The sequence below is a fragment of the Streptomyces sp. NPDC058240 genome (assembly GCF_042882135.1).
In the GTDB taxonomy this organism is placed as follows: Bacteria; Actinomycetota; Actinomycetes; order Streptomycetales; family Streptomycetaceae; genus Streptomyces.
Map to the genome: position 1 here is coordinate 138,733 of NZ_JBHVWT010000010.1, position 16,604 is coordinate 155,336.

Consider the following 16,604-nt stretch of genomic DNA (forward strand, 5'->3'; position numbering starts at 1 on the left):
CTTCGATGATGGAACCGAGCGCTCCGCGCGTACTGCTCTCTCCCACCCGCCTGGCCGACGTGCGCCGTCGAACCGGCGACCACGGTGACCGGGCCATCGCCGAAGCGTGTGCCATCGGGCTGTCGTTCTGGGCGACCGGCCTCGGCCCCGACGGCATGGACCTCACCCCCGGCACGCTCTTCGCCGACCTCCTCGGGTGGGTCGACAACGGCGGTGCCGGGAGCGGCGATTGGGAGGTCGGCACGGATGGCCGGAGCATCACCGTCCCCGACGGCGTCGTGCTCGCCGACGCGCAGCTCGCGCTGGACGACCTGGCCGACTTCCCGGACCGGCCCATCGGCACCATCGGCCCGTCCAGCCCGGCGGCGAGGCTCGAAGCCCTGGCCGGGTGGAACGACACCCGGGCCGACCGGATCCGCCCGACCATCATGGAGATGTTCCGCGAGCAGGCGCGCACCAGGCCGGACGCCGTCGCGATCGTCGATGAGCACCGGTCACTGACGTATCGCCAAGCCGCCGAATACTCCAGCCAGTTGGCCCATCATCTGATCGAACGCGGTCTCACCTCCGAGCAGGTCGTCGGGATCTCGCTCGGCCGCTCCGCCGACATGGTCATCGGGCTCCTCGCCGTTCTCCAGGCGAAGTGCGCGTTCGTGCCGCTCGATCCGCAGTGGCCCGCCGCGCGACGGGCCGTCGTCGTCGAGGACGCCCGGGTCGTGCTCCAGCTCAACGACTCGGGTGAGCACGGCGCGGGCGAACCGGACGCCGTGGCCGTCGATCTCGGAGACTGGGGGTTCGGCGCCCACCCCGCCGAGGCACCGGAGGCGACCGTCCCCGGCGCGGCCCTGGCGTACGTGATCTTCACGTCCGGTTCGACCGGACGGCCCAAGGGCGCCATGATCCGGCACGAGGCGATCAGCGAGCGCCTGCTGTGGCAGGTCGACGAGATCCTGCGCTTCGGCCACGACGACGCGTCACTGTTCAAGGCGCCGTTGTCCTTCGACATCTCCATCAACGAGATCTTCCTGCCGCTGGTCTCCGGCGGCAGGCTGGTGATCCTGCGGCCCGGCGGTGAACGCGACCCGCACCACCTGCTGAGCGTCATCGCCGAGCAGCGCGTCACCTTCACCTACCTGGTGTCGTCCATGCTGGACGTGCTGCTGGAGATCGCGGGCGACTCCGGCCGCCTGGACAGCCTGCGGCACGTGTGGTGCGGCGGTGAGGTGCTGACACCGGAGCTGTACGAGCGGTTCCGCGCCCGGCTCGGCATCCCCCTGTACCACGGCTACGGCCCGGCCGAGACGACCATCGGCGTCTCCCACGTCATCTACCGGGGTGCGGCCGAACGCCTGTCGACATCGATCGGCAGGGCCAACCCCAACACTCAGCTGTACGTGCTGGACGACGAGCTGCGCCCGGTCCCGGTCGGGGTCGGCGGCGAGCTGTACGCGGGAGGGCTCCTCCTGGGGCGCGGGTACGTCAACGAGCCCGGCCTGACGGCGTCCCGGTTCGTGGCGAACCCCTTCGCCGAGGACGGGTCCCGGCTGTACCGGACCGGTGACCTGGCGCGGTTCGCCCCCGACGGGTCGCTGGACTTCCTCGGCCGCGCCGACAACCAGATCAAGATCCGTGGCATGCGGCTGGAGATCGAGGACGTCGAGGTCGGCCTCGCGGAACACCCCGGGGTACGGCACACCTGCGTCGTCGCGAAGAAGAACGCCGCGGGCGGCACCTACCTGGTGGGGTACGTGATCCCGGCCGCCGGCCACGAGGAGCTGCGGGCGGACGAGGTCAAGGAGTGGGCCGCCCGGCACATGGTGGAGTACATGGTGCCCGCCCATCTCGTCGTGACGAAGGAGTTCCCGCTCACCGCGAACGGCAAGGTCGACCGGGGCGCCCTGCCGGAGCCCGCGATCGGCACGGGCCCCGTGGTGGCGCCCGCCACCGACAACGAACGGGCGGTGTGCGCGGCCGTCGCGTCGGTGCTGCGGCTGGAGAGGGCCGGTGTCGACCAGGACTTCTTCCAGCTCGGCGGAGACAGCATTCTGGCGATCTCACTGCTGAGCGCGCTGCGGGACGACGGCCTCTACGTCACCGCGCGGCAGATCTTCAGCCACAGCGTTCTCGGCGCACTGGCCGCGGTGGCGAGCCGTGAGGACGTCTCCGCCGTGGACCACGGCGATGTCGCGACCGGTTCCGTCGTGGGATCGCCCATCGTGCAGTGGCTCGGCCGGACCACGGACGCGATCGACGGCTTCGTGCAGTCGGTCGTACTGAACACGCCGGCGGAGCTGACCGCCGACGCCCTCGACGAGATCCTCGCCGCCGTGCTCGGACGGCACGACATGCTGCGCGCCAGGCTGGTGCGCGGTGACCGCTGGGGCTTCGACATCCCCGAGGCCGGCCAGGCCGTCGTGGGGTGGCAGGAGAGCGACCGCCCGCTGGAGGAGTGTGTCGCGCTCGCCACCGACGGGCTCGACCCGGCGGGCGGTGTGATGCTGCGCGCCGTGTGGCGCCGCGAGGCACGGCAACTGGTCCTGGTCGCCCACCACGTCGTGTTCGACGGCGTGTCCTGGCGGATCCTGATGGACGACCTGGCCACGGCATGGCGCCGGTCCGTCTCGGGCACTCCGATCGAACTGCCCCCCGTGGGCACGTCGTTCCGGCGCTGGACGCAGCTGCTGGAGCGGGCGGCATTCGATACGGACCGTACCCACTTCCAGCGCCCCCTGCCGGGAGCCGACGCACCACTGGGCAGACGTACGCGGACCGAGGCCGACACCGTCGCCCGGGAGCGGACACGGACCTTCTCCGTCGGGCCCGAGGACACGGCCGCGCTGCTGGGCGAGATCCCCGCGAAGTTCCACGCGGGCGTCAACGACGTACTGCTGACCGCGCTCGCCGTCACCCTCGCCCGGTGGCGCCGCGACCGCGGGCAGGACCAGACGTTCGCCCACATCGAACTGGAGGGACACGGCCGCGAGGGCCGTTACGTGGCGGACGCGGCCGGCTTCGAGCCGGAGCTGTCGCGGACCGTGGGCTGGTTCACCACCCTGTTCCCGGTGACCGTGGACCCCGGCGCGGCAACCGACTTCACCGCACCCGCGTACCTGGCTGCTGCCCTCAAGGCGGTCAAGGAGGATCTCGCCGCGGTGCCCGGCAACGGCGTCTCCTACGGTGCCCTGCGCTACCTGACCGACACCGGGCTGACCACGCCCGCACCGCAGGTGCTGTTCAACTACCTGGGCCGATTCGACGCCGGCGCCGCCGGAGACTGGCAGCTCGCAGGCACCACGGGGCAGTTGGGCGAGAAGCGTGACCCGAGGATGCGCATGCCGCGCGCCCTGGAGTTCAACGCCATCGCCGAACCCGACGCGAGCGGCGCGTACGAGCTGGTCACCACCCTCTCCTGGCCCGAGGGGATGTTCACCGACGAGGACATCACCACCCTCGGCGAGTACTTCCGGGCCGCCCTGTCCGCCCTCGCCGCACTCGAAGCGGGCGGTCACTCTCCCAGCGACTTCCCTCTGGTGCGGCTCACCCAGGCCGACGTCGACGACCTGGACGGCCCTGCGCTGCGGGACATCCTGCCGCTGACCCCCTTGCAGGAGGGCCTGTACTTCCACTCGGTCTTCGACGGAGATGCGACCGGCAGCTACGTCGAGCAGCAACTGCTGACGCTGGACGGCGACGTGGATGCCGACCGGCTCGCGGCGGCGGCCACCCGGCTGCTCACGCTGTACCCCAATCTGGCCGCCCGGTTCACGGCCCTCGCCGACGGCCGGGTCGTCTCCGTCGTCGAGAGCGGTGCGGAGGCGCCCTTCACCACGCTGGACCGCCCCGGCCTCACCGACGACGAGATCCGCGACCACGCCGAGCGGGACCGCCGTGCCGGTTTCGACCTGGCCACCGGGCCGCTGATGCGCTACACGCTCATCCGGGCCGGCTCCGGCCGCACCGTCCTGGTGCAGACCGTGCACCACATCGTCGCCGACGGCTGGTCGGTGCCGCCGATGCTCCGCGCGCTGCTGGCCGAGTACCACGCGCCGGGGACCGCGTACCCGCTCGGCGGCTACCGCGACTACGTGGCCTGGCTCGCCGGACGCGACCACGACGAGAGCGACCGGGTGTGGCGCGGTGAACTCGCCGGTCTGCCCGGCCCCTCGCTGGTCGCCGAAGGACACACCCCCTCCGAACGGTTCGCCGACACCGCAGTCGAGCCCGCCGACGACATCGACGCCGCCGCCCGGTCGGCCGGCGTGCCCCTGAGCGTGGCCGTGCACAGCGCGTGGGCGGTGACGCTGGGCGGCATCCTGCACGGCAGGGACGTCGTGTTCGGTTCCACGGTGTCCGGGCGCGACGCGGAGGTGCCCGGCATCGAGGACATGGTGGGGCTGTTCATCAACACGATCCCCGTGCGCGCCCGGTGGGCCGCCGCCACCACGGCGCGCGAGCTGCTCGCCGCGGTGAAGGACCACCGGAGCACGGTGCTGGCGCACCAGCACGTCTCACTGGCGAGGATCGGCCGCCGGGCCGGTACCGGCTCCCTCTTCGACACCCTGGTGGTGTTCGACGTCGCGACCGACGTGGACGCCGTGCGCGGCCCCGAGGACGAGCTGGTCATCACCGGCATCGTCAACGAGGGCGCCCCGCACTACCCGTTGACGCTGGTGGTGGAGCGCGCCACCGACGGCCGACCGCGCTTCAACCTGATCCACGACGGTGAACTGCTGCGCCGGGAGAGCGCCGAGGCGATCCTGCGCACGTTCACGCGCACCCTCACCGGCCTGCTCGACCGGCCGGACGCCCTGGTCGACGATCTGGCCCCCGAGGCCGGCCGGAACCCGGCGCGGATCTCCCCGGCGACCCTGGGCGAGCTGTTCGACGCCGCCGCGGACCGTGACCCGGCGGCCACCGCCGTCACCCAATGCGCTCTCGACGGCAGTACCCGGTCACTGACCTACGGCGAACTCGCGGACGCCAAGAACGAGTTGGCCTCGGCCCTGCGCGCGGCCGGTGCCGGGCCGGGCCGACGGGTCGCCGTCGCCGTCCCGCGCTCCGTGGAGCAGGTCGTCGCCCTGGTCGCGGTCGTCGGCGCGGGCGGCGCGTACGTGCCGCTGGACCTGGCGTACCCGGACGAGCGGCTGGAGTACATCCTCGCCGACGCCGCCCCGCAGGTCGTGCTCGTGGACCGTGAACAGCAAGGCCGCTTCACCCGCCTGCTGGCCCGAGCGGACGTGAAGGCCCTTGTGCTCGTCCAGGGCGACGAGCTGCCACAGGCCACCACCGCCGGGCCCGGGGCCGACTGGCACGATCCCGCGTACGTCATCTACACGTCGGGCTCGACAGGCCGGCCCAAGGGCGTCGCCGTCCCGCACTCCAGCGTGGTGACGCTCCTCACGAACACCCGGCCCGACATGGGCTTCGGCCCGCACGACGTATGGGTCCAGTTCCACTCCTTCTCCTTCGACTTCGCGGTCTGGGAGCTGTGGGGCGCGCTGGTGCACGGCGGCGAACTGCTGGTGCCGGAGTACGCGCTGACCCGTTCCCCGGTCGACTTCCACCGGCTGGTCCGCGAGCGCGGGGTGACCTTGCTCAACCAGACCCCCTCGGCGTTCTACCAGTTCATCGAGGCGGACCGGCTCGCCGGTGAACCGGTCACGGCGCTGCGCCGGATCGTCTTCGGAGGCGAGGCGCTGGACCTCGGGCGGCTGCGCGGCTGGGTCGAGCGGCACGGCACCGGTACGCCCGAGCTGGTCAACATGTACGGCATCACCGAGACCACCGTCCATGTCACCCACCGGGTGCTGACCGACGAGGACTTCGGCCCCGGCGACGACGTCAGCCCGATCGGCGGTCCGATCCCCGGCCTGGTCACCCACCTGCTCGACGACCGGCTCCGGCCGGTGCCGCCGGGCCGGGTGGGCGCCATCTACGTCGCCGGGGACCAGGTGTCGCTCGGCTACCTGGGCCGGCCCGCGCTCACCGCGGGCCGGTTCGTGGCGAACCCGTTCGCAGCCGACGGCTCCCGCATGTACCACACGGGCGACCTCGCCCGCCGCACGCTCGACGGCGAGCTGGAGTTCGTCGGCCGAGCCGACGACCAGGTGCAGCTCAAGGGATTCCGCATCGAGCTCGGCGAAGTGGAGTCGGCGGTCAGGGAACTCGACGGTGTCGTCGATGTGGCCGTCACCGTGGCGGACAGCGGTGACCACCTCGTCGCACACGTCGTGGGCCGGGTGCCCGGCGACTTCACCGCGCTGCTGTCCACCAAGCTGCCCGTCCACATGGTGCCGGGCCGGGTGCTGCCGGTCGACGCCCTGCCGCTGACGGTCAACGGCAAGCTGGACCGCAAGGCCCTGGGCGAGCGCGCCGCACAGGGCGACACCCCGGTGGCCACGAGCGACTCCGCGCTCACCGCACTGGTCGACGTCTTCGCCGCGGCGCTGCCCGGCGTCGCCGTGGACGCCGACACCGACTTCTTCGGCGCCGGGGGCGACAGCATCGTCGCCATCACCGTGATCAACCGGGCCAGGGCGCTCGGCCTGCCGATCGTCCCCCGGGACGTGTTCCTGCTGAAGACACCGCGCGCGCTCGCCGACCACCTGGGCACGCGCGCCCCGCAGCCCGTGGCGTCCGCGCCGTCCCGCCGCGAGGACGGCCCGCTGCCGGCCACACCGATCATCCTGCGCCAGCGGGAACTGGGCGGTTCGCTCGCCCGGTTCGCCCAGGCCAGGGCAGTGGTGGCGGCCGAGGGCACCGACCTCGCCGACGCCCGGCGCGCCGCGAACGCCGTCGTGGCCGCACACCCGGCCCTCCGGTTGCGGCTGCGCGTCGAACACGGTGTGTGGACCCTGCGTACCGAACCCGCCCGCGAGGTCGCCGTCGTACCGACCGACGCCCGCGACGCGACGGCCGCGGCGAACGAGGCTGCCGGACGGCTCGATCCCGGCTCCGGGGACGTCATCGCCTTCTCCTGGCTGCCCGCGAGCCGGACCCTGGTGGTCACCGTGCACCACCTCGCCGTCGACGCGGTGTCCTGGCTGGTCCTCCTCGACGACCTGGCCACCGCCATGAGCGGGGCGGCCCTGGCACCACCCACCACGTCCTACGCCGAGTACGCCGAAGCGCTGGCGGTGCGGTCCGCACGGGTCACCGACGACCTCGGACACTGGATCACCACGCTCGGGGCCCCCGGCCTGCTGCCCGAGGTCCAGGACCCGCGCGAGACCACGGTCGTGCTCGCGCCCGAGGTGAGCGACCGGGTGACGCGCAGCGCGCCCGCCGCATTCGGCCTGGGTCTCACCGAGTTGCTGTGCGGCGCCCTGCGCACCGCGCTGACCCGCGTCCAGCCCACGCCCACCGACCTCGCGATCGAACTGGAGCGGCACGGCCGGGTCCCGGCCCTGGAACACCACGACTACTCCCGTACCGTCGGCTGGTTCACCGCCATCGCACCGGTGCGGCTCACGGCGCACACCGACCCGGTCGCGGCGGCGCGCGAGGTCGCCGAGCGCCAGCCGGACGAGTGCGGGCACGTCGCCTACGGCCTGCTCAGGTACCTCAACCCGCAGACGGCACCGCTGTTGAACACCCGCCCGCAGGTGCTGTTCAACTACCTCGGCCGGGGCAGCGAGTCCAGGGCGCTGCACGTCACCGGCGGCGACCAGGGCAGCCCGTACGCCGTCGAGGTCAACGCGTGGACCGACGACGCCACCGGAAGCCTGCACGCGGCCTTCACCCTCGCCGAGGGCATACCCGACGAGATCACCGAGCACTGGCGCGGCGCGCTGGAGCACCTCGCGGACGCTGCCGCGACGGCCGAGCGCACGGCACCGGTCACCCCGCTCCAGCGGGGTCTGTTCTTCCAGGCCCAGATGGCGGGCGCGGCCGGACACTACGTCGCGCAGAGCTGGTTCACCTTCGAGCGGCGCCTGGACACCGACGCGCTGGCCGAGGCGATGGCGTACGTGATCGCTCGGCACCCGGTCGTGGGCGCCGGCTTCACCACCGACGACGACGGCAACCCGGTCCAGGTCCTCAAGGCGGGCCGGCGGGTCGACGTCCGCACGATCGCCGCGAGGTCGGACGCGGAGGTCGAGGCGCTGCGTACCCGGGACCGCGAGTCGGGGTTCGACCCGGGCGAGCCGCCACTGATCCGGCTGACCGTGGTGCGGCTGCCGGACGGCCGGGACGGCCTGCTGCTCAGCTACCACCTGCTGCTCTGGGACGGCTGGTCCCGGGAGATCGTCCTGCGGGACCTGTTCGACGCGTACGAGGCCGTCGTGGCGGGCGAGCCGCCCGCCGCGGCCCCGGCCGTGCCGAGCTTCGAGGAGTACGCCCGGACGCTCGACGCCAGGGACCCCGCGGTGTCGAACCGCTTCTGGGCGGAGCACCTGGCCGGGCTCCCGGGCCCGACGCTGCTCGCCGGACCGGCCCCGGCCCTGTCGGAAGACCTGCCGCGCGCTCTCGTGCACACGCTCTCCGCCGAACTGTCACAGCTGCTGCGGGACGCGGCCAGGGTGCACGGCGTCACCCTGAACACGGTGCTGACCGGCGCGTTCGGCCTCCTTCTCGGCGCACACACGGGGCGCGGTGACGCCGTGTTCGGCGTGACCGTCTCGGGCCGGGAGGGCGAGGGCCACGCCGGCATCGTCGGTGTGCTGCTCAACACGGTGCCCATGTGGACCCGGGCACGGCCCGGCGACACGGTCGGCGCGTACCTGTCGGCCGTACAGGCGGCCAGGGTCGAGGCGATGGAGCACGAGCACCTGGGGCTCGGCGAGATCCAGCGGGCCAGTGGGCACGACACCCTGTTCGACAACCTGTTCGTGCTCCAGAACTTCCTGGACCTGGACGCGTTCGCCGAGATGAACGCCAGGCACGGCATCACCTCGGTGCAGGCCGACGACTCCACGCACTACCCGTTCACCTGGGTCGTCACGCCCGGCGACCGGCTCACGGTCAAGCTGGAGCACCGCGACGACGACCCCGCGGGCGCCCGTCGCCTCCTCGACGACTACCTCCGCGTGCTGGAGGACCTGGCCCGGTCGACGGGGCGGGTGGGCGCGCTTCCGGGCCTCGCCCCGGTCCCCGGACCGGCCGAGCGCACCGAAGTCGGCACGGACACCGTCGTCGACCGCTTCGACCGGGCGGCGGACCGTGATCCTGAGCGGGTCGCGCTCGTCGCCCACGGCTCGACCATGACGTTCGCCCAACTCCGGGACCGCAGCCGTGCGGTGGCGGGTGTGCTCGTCCGGCGGGGCATCGGCCCCGAGACGATGGTGGGCCTCGCGATCCCCCGCTCCGTCGACTCGATCGTGGCGCTGTTCGCCGTGCTGCGCGTCGGCGCCGCGTACGTACCGCTGGAACTGGACCACCCGGACGAGCGGATCGCGACCATCGTCGCGGACGCCCGGCCCGAGGTGATTCTCACCGTGAGCGCCGTGTCGCCCCGGCTCGGCGGCGAGCTGATCGAGCTGGACCGCCCCCTGCCCGAGGCCGATCCGTACGTGACGTTCGCACCGGACGACCCGGACCGTCTGCGGCACCCCGCGTACACCATCTACACCTCCGGATCGACCGGGAAGCCCAAGGGCGTGGTGACCGAGTACGCCGGGCTCACCAACATGCTGATCAACCATCAGCGGCGGATCTTCGAGCCGGTCCTCGCCGAGCACGACCACCGGGTCTTCAGGATCGCGCACACCGTGTCGTTCGCGTTCGACATGTCGTGGGAGGAGCTGCTGTGGCTCGCCGACGGCCACGAGGTCCACATCTGCGACGAGGAACTGCGCCGCGACGCCCCCCGTCTGGTCGAGTACTGCCGTGAGCACGGGATCGACGTCATCAACGTGACCCCGACCTATGCGCAGCAGCTGGTGGCCGAGGGCCTGCTCGACAACCCGGCACGGCGGCCGGCGCTGGTGCTGCTGGGCGGCGAGGCCGTCACCCCGGCGCTCTGGCAGCGGCTCGCCGGGACCGAGGGAACGGTCGGCTACAACCTGTACGGGCCCACCGAGTACACCATCAACACCCTCGGCGTCGGCACCTTCGAGTGCCAGGACCCGGTGGTGGGCGTCGCGATCGACAACACCGAGGTGTACGTACTGGACCCGTGGCTGCGGCCGCTGCCCGACGGGGTCCCCGGTGAGCTGTACGTATCGGGCATCGGCATCGCGCGCGGCTACCTCGGGCAGAGCGCCCAGACCGCCCACCGCTTCGTCGCGTGCCCGTTCGGCGGGCCCGGCGAGCGCATGTACCGCACCGGCGACCTGGTGGTCCGCCGGCCCGACGGGAACCTGACGTACCTGGGCCGCACCGACCAGCAGGTCAAGATCCGCGGACACCGGGTCGAACTCGGGGAGGTCGAGGCCGTGTTCGCGGCGCACCCGGCGGTGCGCTTCGCCGCCGCGGTCGCCCAGCCCGACCCGCAGGTCGACGGCGCGTACCGGCTGGCCGCCTATCTCGTGCTGGAGGGAGCGGACCTGGCGCAGGTCGCCGCCGAAGTGGGCGCCGGTCTGCCGGACTTCCTGCGCCCGACGCATTTCGCCCGGGTCGACAGCATCCCGCTGACCGTGAACGGGAAGGCCGACACCAAGGCGCTGCCGGAGGCCAGGCCGCTCGGCGCGCTGACCACCGGGGGAGAGCGCGGCCCGGAGACCGGGAACGAGATCGCGGTGTGCGAGTTCTTCGCCGAGGCACTGGACCTGGACGACGACGAGGTGAGCGCGGTGAGCGACTTCGTGTCCCTCGGCGGGCACTCCATGCTGGCGGTGCGGCTGACCGGGCTGCTCCGCCGTGAGTACGGTCCTGTGATCACGATCCGTGATCTGTTCACCCTGCGAACCCCGGAAGCGATTGCCCGCCACCTTGATGAAAACTCCTGACACGCAGCGGCCCCGGCCGGGGTCGGACATCCTGCGGACCGCGCTGCGCCGCAACGTCGGCGCCATGGTCCGGGGCACCGTCCTCATGGGCCTGTACCAGGCGGGGGAGACCGCCTTCCCCATCGCGCTCGGCATGATCGTCGAGCACACCATGCAGGACCGGAGCCCGAGCGCGCTCGGCCTGTCGATCGGCGCGCTGGCCGTGATCATCACGACGGTGTCGCTGTCGTGGCGGTTCGGGATGCGCGTCCTGCAGAAGGCCAACACGACCGAGGCACACCACTGGCGGGTGCAGGTGGCCGCCTGCGGGCTCCAGCCGGTGGCCAGGGACGTCGACCTGAAGTCCGGCGAGGTGCTGACCATCGCCACCGAGGACGCCGACCAGACCGCCGACATCGTCGAGGTGGTGCCGCTGCTGATCAGCTCCCTGGTCGCGGTGGTGGTCGCGGCGGTCGCGCTGTCCCTGGCCGACATCCGGCTCGGCCTGCTGGTGGTCGTGGGGACCGTCGCGATCCTGTCGATCCTGGCCGTGATGTCCAGGCGGATCGGCGCCAGTACCCGCGAACAGCAGGCCCGGGTGGCGCGGGCGGGCGCGAAGGTCGCCGACCTGATCATCGGCCTGCGCCCGCTGCACGGCTTCGGCGGCAACCACGCGGCGTTCGGGTCCTACCGGAAGGTCAGCACGGACGCGAAGCGCCAGGCGATCACGGTCGCCAGGGTGAACGGCACGTACGCGGGCACCGCACTGGCCCTCAACGCGGTCCTCGCCGCCGCCGTGTCCCTGACGGCGGGCGGGCTGGCGTTCGACGGCCGGATCACCATCGGGGAACTGGTCATGGCCGTGGGTCTCGCGCAGTTCATCATCGAACCGCTCAAGATGTTCTCGGAGATGCCCAAGTACGTGATGATGGCGCGCGCGTCGGCCGAGCGGATGGCGCTGGTGCTCTCCGCTCCGCCGGTGGCGACGCCGGGCTCGCAGTGTCCGGCCGAGGGCGGAGGCCTCGCGGTCGACTGCGTGCGGCACGGGTCCCTGCGCAGGCTGGAGTTCGAGGTGGCCGCCGGTGAGTTCGTGGCGATCGCCGTCTATCAGCCGCGTGCGGCGGCCGACCTCGCGTCGGTCCTCGCGGTGAACGTCGCGCCCGGCGCGTACGAGGGAGAGGTGCGGCTCGGCGGGCAGCCGATCGCGGAGCTGTCGATCGAGGCGGTCCGCGAGCACATGCTGGTGAATCCGTACGACGGGGAGATCTTCGCGGGCACGCTCCGCACGAACATCGACCCGTCGGGCACCAGCCGGCGGATTCCCGAGGCCGTCGAGGCGTCCATGCTGACCGATGTCGTCGCTCTCCACCGCGACGGGCTCGAATACGCGGTCCGCGACCGCGGGGCGAACCTTTCCGGGGGGCAACGGCAGCGGCTGTCCCTGGCCCGCGCCCTGGCCGCCGACAGCGACGTGCTGGTCCTGCACAACCCGACGACAGCCGTCGACGCGGTCACCGAGCAGCTCGTCGCGCGCAACGTCGCGAAGATGCGCCGCGGCCGTACCACGGTCGTGATCACCAGCAGCCCGGCCCTGCTGGACGCCGCCGACCGTGTTCTCGTCCTGGACGACGGCGTCATCACCGCCGAGGACACCCACCGCAACCTCCTGGCCGGCGACGCCGACTACTGCCTGGCCGTGGCCCGGTGAAGCGCCGGGCGGTTCCGGGGACGTGCCCGAACACGTCCCCGGAACCGCTCAGCCGAGAGCCCAGGCGACGTCCCTGAGCAGGGCGTGCCGCCAGCCCGCCCGGTCGTGGTCCGAGGCCGAGCGCGAGACCCGCACCGTCGCACCGGCCCGTTCGGTCAGTTTCTCGGCGAGTTCGCAGTGGGGCAGCATCCGCGTCTCGTGTTCCCCCACGTCGAACGCGCACCGCAGACGGGACAGGTCGGGGTGCTGCCGCAGCCGCGCGGCGACGGCGCCGCCGACCGGGCCGCCCAGGGGGTCCGCCAGGTCCATGGCACCGGGTGCCCACCAGAGGGAGGCCGACTGGAGGGCGACGCGCGAGACCAGGTCCGGGAACTCCAGCGCCGCGTAGAGCGCGCTCAGCCCGCCCAGGCTCTGCCCGGCGACCACCAGCCGGTCCAGGTCGGCCGGTACGCCGGATTCCGCCACCAGCGGCAGCAGTTCGTCCCGGACCGCCTCCCACAGCTCGGGCCTGCACCCGAACTCGGCCGCCCTGTCCTTGGCCGGAAGGAAGACGAGCGTGACGGGGGGCATCCCGCCACCGGCGACGGCCGAGTCGAACGCGGCCATGGCCGGGTGCAGGTGCAGCCAGTCGTCCCCGTCGAGCAGCAGGACCACCGGCCCGCCACCGCCCGCCGGGTGCACGCGCACGGTGCGCCGTCCGCCGAGCCGGTCACTGCTCCAGCGGAGCCGGGTGCGGGGGAGGGGCAGGACGTCGTCGGCGCCGACGGCGGGCCAGTGCGGCTGGGCCGGGGCGTCCGGGGTCGCGGCGATGGACCGGTCGGCGCCGGCCCCGACCGGGTTGAACGGGTCCGCGTGGGCGGCGTCACCCGCGATGATCCGGTAGGTCACCCGCAGCCGCGCGGGCATCCGTACTTCGGCGTACCAGCAGTCCGTGCCGGCCCATCGGCGCAGCGGAACAGGCTGTGACCAGCTCTCGAAGTCGATGCAGGCCCCCGCCCCGCGCCACAGGAACAGGGTCCGCCAGCCGCCGTCGCCGTCGGGCACCGGGGCGGGCGTCCGCGCAGCCGCCCAGAACGCGTCGGTGCCGGGTGTGCCGGGCAGCCCGAACTCGGCGAAGGCGCTCTCCTCGTCGGCCTTGAGGCCGGTGTCGGGATCGGTCATGGCCGGCTGGTGAGGCGGTCGGCCGTGGTCCGGAGGAATGTGCTCGGGGGCGCGTTCGTGCCGTCCTCGGTGCGGAGCCGTTCGATCACCAGGCGCATCGGCATCTCCTTGTGAGGGGGAAGGGTGAGAGGTTAGGCTCCTCTCGTATTAGGTGAGCCTAACCTAATGTCTCGGCTCCCCTCATCTCTGATTCCACCCGCATCGACGATCTGACGCGCACTCACGACGCGGCCGTCACCGGCCCGTCGGGCCCAGGAGGCACTGACATATGAGCACCAACCCTTTCGACGACCCCGAAGGCCGCTTCCTGGTCCTGGTGAACGACGAGGGGCAGCACTCGCTCTGGCCGTCGTTCGCCGAGGTTCCCGGGGGATGGACGACCGCCTTCGCCGAGAACTCCCGGGAGGCGTGCCTGGAGTTCATCGAGACCAACTGGACCGATCTGCGCCCCCGGTCCCTCGCGGCATCCACCGACTGACCCCGCGCGGCGAATCGCCCCGCCGCCGCCCGCGGGACGGGCCTGTCGGCGCTCCCGTTCCTCGCGTCGGAGCGACACGGCGATGAGCCGGTCCCCGATCGTGAACCGAGTAAGGAAAGTCTTGATCACGGCCACGCCGCACCGCGCCCCACTGCCGCACGCGCTCCCCGTACCGACCTCATCCGTGCGCTCCGCGCAGGAGGAGGACGCTGCCGAACTCGCCGAACTGTCCCGGCCGTTCGTGCACTCGGGGGCGCTGCGGGAGCGGCCCGCCTCCCTCTACGCCGCCCACGCCGCCGACTTCCTCGTGACGCAGACCCCCGGAGAGCCCATCGAGGGCTGCGTCGGCCTGCGCGTGCACCCGGCCGTCCCCGGGGAGGGCCGCGGGCCCGTCGGCGTCCTGTACAACTTCTGCGTGGCCGGGCACAGTCAGGGGCGCGGAGTCGGTGCCGGGCTCCTGCGCACGGTACTGGCCATGGCGCGCGCCCAGTCGCTCGGTGCCCTGTTCACGGCGACGACCGGCGGTGGCGGCCTCTTCCTCCGGTACGGTTTCGCGCCCACGGCCGCGCGCCTGGCGCCTTCGTCCTGGGCGGAGTCCCTGGATCCCCGGCGCAACGCGCGGATCCTCACCAAGGTCTTGTGAGGGCCGGCGTGCGTGTGCGCGCCGCTCTCCGTCGGTGCGGCCCTTCGGCGGTGCGTCGGCGGCGCTTCGTCCGCCGCGGTCATACGGTGCTGCTGTGGCGATTCTGGCTGTTGTCGGGAACCACGGTGGTGCCGGGGCTGGTCTCGCCGAGGACGCCGCGCAGCACCGCGTGCGGCACACGGCCGTCGAGCACGTGCGCCCTGCGCACACCGCCGCGGACGGCCCGCAGGCAGCCTTCCATCTTCGGCAGCATCCCGTCGGCCAGTCCGGGCAGCAGTCCTTCCAGCGCGTCGGCCGTCAGGTGCTCGATCACCTCGGTGCTGTGCGGCCAGTTCGCGTACAGCCCTTCCACATCGGTGAGCATCACCAGCCGCTCGGCGTCGAGGGCCACGGCCAGGGCCGACGCCGCGAGGTCGGCGTTGACGTTGTAGACCTGTCCGTCCTCGCCGCGTGCCACGGGGGAGACCACCGGGATGTGCCCCTGCTCCAGGAGGGTGCGCACCATGCCGGGGTTCACGTCCACGATGTCGCCGACAAGACCTATGTCCACCGGTCGGCCGTCCACCCAGGCCGGACGCCGCACCGCGGTCATCGTGTGCGCGTCCTCGCCCGTCATGCCCACTGCGAAGGGTCCGTGTGTGTTGATCTGGCTGACCAGCTCCCGTTGGACCCGCCCGCTCAGCACCATGCGAACCACGTCCATGGCCTCCGGGGTGGTCACCCGCAGGCCCGCCTCGAAGCGGGACTCCAGGCCGAGACGGTCGAGCATCGCGCTGATCTGCGGCCCGCCTCCGTGTACGACGACCGGGCGCAGGCCGGTCCGCCACAACTCCACGACGTCCCGGGCGAACGCCCGCTGCAGGCTCGCGTCCACCATGGCGTTGCCGCCGAACTTGACGACGACCGCGCCGCCCCGCACCCTGTTCACGTGCTTAGCTTAGCCTAACCTAAATAGCCGTGATCCTGGTTCGGGCCGGCCCGCCTCCCGGAGCTTGAGCCGCGGTCAACTCGCCGCCTGTGAAGGGAGTTGCCGATCAGCGAGCCGGACGAGAAGTGCTTCGGGTTCGGCCGGGAAACCGCACGGGTGTGGTTCCGTACCGTCGTTCCAGCCGGCGCGTAGCGCCTCGCGTCAGGCGACCAGCCGGATTCCGGTGACCAGATGCGGGCGGATGCGTACCGCACAGTTCATCACCGGGCCCGGCCAGGGGCGGAGCAGCCGCCGGTAACGCGACAGCGCGTCCGGATCGGCGACCGGGCGGCAGTAGCCCGTGGCGACGACACTCCAGCCCAGATGGGTCAGCGGATCGATGTCGTCGGCCTGGTAGGCGACCACGACCCCCCGGTCGCCATGGTCGCGGGCCTGGGCAAACAGATCCGAGTCCTGATGGGTCAGGATCACGATCTGACCGTGGTCCAGCAGATGGTTCACCGGTCGGATGGCCGGCAGCGCGCGCTGGGTGAAGACGATCCGTCCGAGCGACGCCCCGCCGAGCAGGCTCAGTGCCTGGGTACCGGTCAACTCGACCGTGCGGCGCGGACCTGCGGCCGCCGCACCCGAGAACGGTGCCGCCTCCGGTGGCGCGGTCACGGCCGTGCGCACGGACGGCTGGGGCGACTGATGGCATGAGTGGTTCACGGGGCTGCCTCGTCTCCTGGTCTGCTCACCTGAGGCACGAGTACATCGGGTGGCGCCGTCCCCACGCCAGGGCCGAACGGCCCCAGGGCCGAACGGCCCTAGCGGCGTCG

Annotated in this window: 7 protein-coding genes; 4 read left to right on the forward strand and 3 right to left on the reverse strand. The window is 72.4% G+C overall.

The window, feature by feature from the left end; all coding sequences use genetic code 11:
* Positions 1-5 precede the first annotated feature (5 nt).
* Both ACFVX4_RS19220 and ACFVX4_RS19225 read left to right on the forward strand, forming a co-directional pair.
* On the forward strand, positions 6-10,889 hold the full coding sequence (locus ACFVX4_RS19220; RefSeq protein WP_389978483.1) for an amino acid adenylation domain-containing protein: 10,884 nt from the start codon (positions 6-8) through the stop codon (positions 10,887-10,889).
* Entirely contained in the window at positions 10,876-12,576 is a 1,701-nt protein-coding gene (locus tag ACFVX4_RS19225; protein WP_389978486.1) for an ABC transporter ATP-binding protein, read from the forward strand. Before ACFVX4_RS19220 ends, ACFVX4_RS19225 begins: the two co-directional genes overlap by 14 nt.
* 48 nt (positions 12,577-12,624) lie before the next feature.
* Here the strand turns inward: ACFVX4_RS19225 and ACFVX4_RS19230 are convergent, their stop codons facing one another.
* Positions 12,625-13,737 (reverse strand): alpha/beta hydrolase-fold protein, encoded by a 1,113-nt coding sequence (locus ACFVX4_RS19230; RefSeq protein WP_389978489.1) that lies wholly within the window; start codon positions 13,735-13,737, stop codon positions 12,625-12,627.
* A 268-nt stretch (positions 13,738-14,005) separates the two neighbouring features.
* Between ACFVX4_RS19230 and ACFVX4_RS19235 the strand changes: the two genes are divergently transcribed.
* Entirely contained in the window at positions 14,006-14,215 is a 210-nt protein-coding gene (locus tag ACFVX4_RS19235) for an MbtH family protein (protein WP_389978492.1), read from the forward strand.
* A 121-nt stretch (positions 14,216-14,336) separates the two neighbouring features.
* Positions 14,337-14,858, forward strand: coding sequence for a GNAT family N-acetyltransferase (locus ACFVX4_RS19240; RefSeq protein WP_389978495.1), 522 nt, complete (start codon positions 14,337-14,339; stop codon positions 14,856-14,858).
* A 79-nt stretch (positions 14,859-14,937) separates the two neighbouring features.
* Here the strand turns inward: ACFVX4_RS19240 and argB are convergent, their stop codons facing one another.
* On the reverse strand, positions 14,938-15,786 hold the full coding sequence (gene argB / locus ACFVX4_RS19245; RefSeq protein WP_389978498.1) for an acetylglutamate kinase: 849 nt from the start codon (positions 15,784-15,786) through the stop codon (positions 14,938-14,940).
* 201 nt (positions 15,787-15,987) lie between these two features.
* The gene (locus ACFVX4_RS19250; RefSeq protein WP_389978659.1) at positions 15,988-16,446 is read right to left on the reverse strand and encodes a pyridoxamine 5'-phosphate oxidase family protein; all 459 of its coding nucleotides are present in this window, start codon (positions 16,444-16,446) and stop codon (positions 15,988-15,990) included.
* Between the last annotated feature and the right edge of the window lie 158 nt (positions 16,447-16,604).

Coding starts and splice junctions, on each gene's coding strand:
- ACFVX4_RS19235 (WP_389978492.1), top strand. CDS start 14,006: ATGAGCACCAACCCTTTCGACGACCCCGAAGGCCGCTTCCTGGTCCTG.
- ACFVX4_RS19230 (WP_389978489.1), bottom strand. CDS start 13,737: ATGACCGATCCCGACACCGGCCTCAAGGCCGACGAGGAGAGCGCCTTC.
- ACFVX4_RS19220 (WP_389978483.1), top strand. CDS start 6: ATGATGGAACCGAGCGCTCCGCGCGTACTGCTCTCTCCCACCCGCCTG.
- ACFVX4_RS19225 (WP_389978486.1), top strand. CDS start 10,876: ATGAAAACTCCTGACACGCAGCGGCCCCGGCCGGGGTCGGACATCCTG.